Below are 3,077 nucleotides of genomic sequence, written 5' to 3' on the forward strand. Positions count from 1 at the left end.
AAGACCTACTTGTCCAACGACGTACTGAATGCCTGGCTCATGTCGGTAGTGCTGTGGGGTGTGTTGATCGCGGTGTTCGGCCCTGCGGCAATCCCATTCGTGATCATCCAGGCGATCTTCGGCTTCAGCTTGCTGGAGGCCGTCAACTACCTGGAGCACTACGGGCTCATGCGGCAAAAAAACGCCAACGGCCGCTATGAGCGCTGCACCCCCGAGCACAGCTGGAACTCCGACCACATCGTCACCAACCTGTTCCTGTACCACCTGCAGCGGCACAGCGACCACCACGCCAACCCGACCCGGCGCTACCAGACGCTGCGCAGCATGGACGGGGCACCGAATCTGCCCAGCGGCTACGCGGCGCTGATCGGGCTGACCTACTTCCCGCCGCTGTGGCGCAAGTTGATGGACCACCGGGTGCTGGCGCATTACGGCGGCGACATCACCCGGGTCAACGTCCAACCGCGCCGCCGGGAGAGGATCCTGGCCCGCTACGGGACGGCGGCATGATGACCGTCTACCGCTGTCCCGGCTGCGGTTACGTCTACGACGAAACCAAAGGCGCTGCACGAGAAGGATTTCCAGCCGGAACGCGCTGGGAGCAGATTCCCGCACACTGGAGCTGCCCGGACTGCGCGGTACGCGAAAAGATCGACTTCGAGATGGAGGTAATCAAATGAGTTGCGATGAGCGCTTGCGCGAAGAGCGTCAGACCCCGTTCAAACTGTTCATCTGTGTGCAGTGCGGCTTTGAGTACGACGAAGCCAAGGGCTGGCCGGAGGACGGAATCGCGCCCGGCACCCGCTGGGATGACATCCCCGAAGATTGGAGTTGCCCGGATTGCGGCGCAGCCAAATCCGACTTCGAGATGGTGGAAGTCGCGCGCTCTTGAGCACTAATCTCGCGCATGTGAAGCAAAGGATCCCGTACGCCGAGGCGTCACGGGCCCTGCTGCGTGATTCGGTGCTCGACGCGATGCGCGAGTTGCTGCTCAGCCGGGACTGGTCGGCGATCACGCTGGCCGACGTGGCCCGCGCGGCAGGCATCAGCCGGCAGACCATCTACAACGAGTTCGGGTCGCGGCAAGGCCTTGCTCAGGGCTATGCGCTGCGGCTGGCCGATCGACTGGTGGACGCCGTCGAAGACGCCATTTACTCCAACGTCGGCGACGTCTACGCCGCGTTCCTGCAGGGATTTCGGTCCTTCTTCTCCGAATCGGCGGCCGACCCGCTGGTGATCTCTCTGCTGACCGGGGTGGCTAAACCCGATCTGCTGCAAATCATCACCACCGATAGCGGGCCGATCATCACGCACTGCTCTGCTCGGCTGACGTCGTCGTTCCAGCACAGCTGGATGAAAGCCAGCGACGAGGACTCCGGCATCCTGGCTCGTGCGATCGTCCGGTTGTGCATCAGCTATGTGTCAATGCCGCCGGAAGCCGACCATGACGTCGCCGCGGATCTGGCGCGGCTGATGACACCGGTCGCCGAACGCTACGGTGTGCTGAAGGATCCCGACTGACCCCGCATCAGGGCATCGCCGCGTCGGGACTAATGTATATGCAAGCTAATTAGTTGAAGACGAAGGAATGGGCCTACACACATGACGACGACCGAAAGTTCGCCCCGCGCCGACGTTCGCAACGGCATCGAATTCAAGGTGGCCGACTTGTCGTTGGCGGACTACGGTCGCCGCGACATCGAGCTGTCCGAACACGAGATGCCGGGCCTGATGTCGCTGCGCCGCGAGTACCACGACGTGCAGCCGCTCAAAGGAGCCCGGGTTTCCGGCTCGCTGCACATGACCGTGCAGACCGCGGTGCTCATCGAAACGCTGGTGTCACTGGGCGCCGAGGTCCGGTGGGCGTCGTGCAACATCTTCTCCACCCAGGACCACGCCGCCGCCGCGGTCGTCGTCGGCCCACACGGCACCCCGGAAGAGCCCAAGGGTGTGCCGGTCTTCGCGTGGAAGGGTGAGACGCTCGAGGAGTACTGGTGGGCCGCCGAGCAGATGCTGACCTGGCCCGACGAACCGGCCAACATGATCCTCGACGACGGCGGTGACGCCACGATGCTGGTGCTGCGCGGCGCGCAGTACGAGAAGGCCGGTGTGGTGCCGCCCGACGACGAGGACGACTCGGCCGAGCACCGGGTCTTCCTGAACCTGCTGCGCGAGCGCTTTGAGACCGACAAAGACAAGTGGACCAAGATCTCCGCCTCGATCAAGGGCGTCACCGAGGAGACCACCACCGGTGTGCTGCGGCTCTACCAATTCGCCGCGGCCGGTGATCTGGCGTTCCCGGCGATCAACGTCAACGACTCGGTCACCAAGAGCAAGTTCGACAACAAGTACGGCTGCCGGCACTCGCTGATCGACGGCATCAACCGCGGCACCGACGTGCTGATCGGCGGCAAGAACGTGCTGGTCTGCGGCTACGGCGACGTCGGTAAGGGCAGCGTGGAGTCGCTGGCCGGTCAGGGCGCGCGGGTGACGGTTACCGAGATCGACCCGATCAATGCGCTGCAGGCGCTCATGGAGGGCCACGACGTCAAGCGGGTGGAGGACGTGATCGGCGAGGCCGACATCGTCATCACGACCACCGGCAACAAGGACATCATCACCCTCGAGCACATGAAGGCGATGAAGGAAAAGGCCATTCTGGGCAACATCGGCCACTTCGACAACGAGATCCAGATGGCCAGGCTGGAGAAGTCCGGCGCCACCAAGACCAACATCCGCCCGCAGGTGGATTTGTGGACCTTCAAAGACACCGGCAAGTCGATCATCGTGCTGTCGGAGGGCCGACTGCTGAACCTGGGCAACGCGACCGGGCACCCGTCGTTCGTGATGAGCAACAGCGTCTCCAACCAGGTCATCGCCCAGATCGAGCTGTGGACCAAGAACGACGAATACGACAACGAGGTCTACCGGCTGCCCAAGCACCTGGACGAGAAGGTGGCTCGGGTGCACGTCGCCGCATTGGGCGGCGAGCTGACCAAGCTGACCAAGGAGCAGGCCGAATACATCGGCGTCGACGTCGACGGCCCCTACAAGCCGGACCACTACCGCTACTGAGT

General features: G+C 63.5%; 5 protein-coding genes. All 5 read left to right on the forward strand.

The features are described from left to right. Window positions 1-510: fatty acid desaturase (locus WBF82_RS13980; protein ID WP_424383598.1), on the forward strand; the 510-nt coding region annotated here is incomplete at its 5' end. Next, window positions 510-680, forward strand: coding sequence for a rubredoxin (locus WBF82_RS13985; protein WP_424383599.1), 171 nt, complete (start codon window positions 510-512; stop codon window positions 678-680). The genes WBF82_RS13980 and WBF82_RS13985, both read left to right, overlap by 1 nt. Next, the gene (locus WBF82_RS13990; protein WP_424383600.1) at window positions 677-892 is read left to right on the forward strand and encodes a rubredoxin; all 216 of its coding nucleotides are present in this window, start codon (window positions 677-679) and stop codon (window positions 890-892) included. Before WBF82_RS13985 ends, WBF82_RS13990 begins: the two co-directional genes overlap by 4 nt. Further along, window positions 889-1,521, forward strand: a complete 633-nt coding sequence (locus tag WBF82_RS13995; RefSeq protein WP_424383601.1) for a TetR family transcriptional regulator — start codon at window positions 889-891, stop codon at window positions 1,519-1,521. Before WBF82_RS13990 ends, WBF82_RS13995 begins: the two co-directional genes overlap by 4 nt. 81 nt (window positions 1,522-1,602) lie before the next feature. Then, entirely contained in the window at window positions 1,603-3,075 is a 1,473-nt protein-coding gene (gene ahcY / locus WBF82_RS14000; protein ID WP_424383602.1) for an adenosylhomocysteinase, read from the forward strand. Window positions 3,076-3,077: the final 2 nt, after the last annotated feature.

This window comes from Mycobacterium sp. (genome assembly GCF_049673265.1).
In the GTDB taxonomy this organism is placed as follows: Bacteria; Actinomycetota; Actinomycetes; order Mycobacteriales; family Mycobacteriaceae; genus Mycobacterium.

Coding starts and splice junctions, on each gene's coding strand:
- WBF82_RS13985 (WP_424383599.1), top strand. CDS start 510: ATGACCGTCTACCGCTGTCCCGGCTGCGGTTACGTCTACGACGAAACC.
- WBF82_RS13990 (WP_424383600.1), top strand. CDS start 677: ATGAGTTGCGATGAGCGCTTGCGCGAAGAGCGTCAGACCCCGTTCAAA.
- ahcY (WP_424383602.1), top strand. CDS start 1,603: ATGACGACGACCGAAAGTTCGCCCCGCGCCGACGTTCGCAACGGCATC.